This is a genomic window from Streptomyces sp. NPDC001027, assembly GCF_040299045.1.
Taxonomy (GTDB): Bacteria; Actinomycetota; Actinomycetes; order Streptomycetales; family Streptomycetaceae; genus Streptomyces.
The window spans coordinates 1-1097 of record NZ_JBEPBI010000614.1; the positions used below are offsets into that span (position 1 = coordinate 1).

Genomic DNA, 1097 nt, shown 5'->3' on the forward strand with positions numbered 1-1097 from the left:
CGTCGGTCAGACGCCCGACGGCGGTGAGGAACTCGATGCCCTTGCTCCACTCCTCCTCGGTGAGGCGGACCTCGCGCAGAAAGGCGTGGAGGTGCTTGACGAGCCCCTGCATCAGCTCCCTCAGACGGGGGTCCTGGCAGGAGTCGAAGGAGCGCTGTACGCGCGCGATCAAGTCCTCCTCTCGGGCCGTCTGTTCCGGGGAGACGCGACGGGTGGACGGGATCATGCGGGGTCACTTCCTTCCCAGGCCGCGCGCAGCAGTGCGGTGAGGTTCTCCTCGGTGACAGCGGTGGGGTTGTCGGCGGGGACGGCGGCCAGGACGGGGGCGACCGCCCGGGTGATGCCGTCCTCGGGCATGCCGTAGTCGCGCAGTGCGCGCGGGGCGTCGAGCGTCTCGCGCAGTGCGGTGAGTCCCGCCACCGCGGTGGGGCCGCCGAAGGCCGCTGCGATGCGCCGCTCGGTCTCCGGAACGGCCGGGGCGTTGAAGGCGAGCACGTGCGGCAGCACCACCGCGTGGGTCTGGGCGTGCGGGAGGTCGAACATGCCGCCCAGCACATGGCAGATCTTGTGGTGCATGCCCGAGCCGGCGGAGGAGAACGCGACGGCGGCCAAGTAGGCCCCGTACAGCGTCTGTTCGCGGCCCGCCGGCCCGGTCGGGTCTGCGGCCACGGCGGGCAGGCCCTCGGCCAGAGCGCGGATGCCCTCGGCCGCCAGAGCCCGGTCGATCGGGTCGGCGCGCGGCCCCCACATGGAGTCGACGCAGTGAGCCAGGGCGTTGAGTCCGCTGGCCACGGACATCTCCACCGGCAGGCTCGACAGCAGTGAGGCGTCGTAGACGATCGCGCGCGGCAGGACCCGCGGGTCGACCCCGGTCGTCTTCACCTCGCCCTCGGTCAGGCCCCAGACGTTCGTGGCCTCCGAACCGGCGTACGTGGTGGGGACGGCCACGATCGGCAGGCCGGTCGTCAGCGCCACCGCCTTGGCCAGGCCGGTCGTCGAGCCGCCGCCGACGCACACCAGCGCGTCCACGGCGCCCGCCGTCGCGGCCCTGCGGGCACGCTCGGCGACGTCGACCGGGACATGCATGACGACCTCGT

At 72.9% G+C, this 1097-nt stretch carries 2 protein-coding genes; both read right to left on the reverse strand.

Annotated elements, in window-relative coordinates; genetic code table 11:
• Nucleotides 1-226, reverse strand: a 226-nt coding sequence (locus ABT300_RS44325) for a dioxygenase (RefSeq protein ID WP_351688909.1), incomplete at its 3' end; no start/stop codon positions are given.
• A partial coding sequence (locus ABT300_RS44330; RefSeq protein ID WP_351688913.1) for a maleylacetate reductase occupies nt 223-1097 on the reverse strand: 875 nt, incomplete at its 5' end. The genes ABT300_RS44330 and ABT300_RS44325, both read right to left, overlap by 4 nt.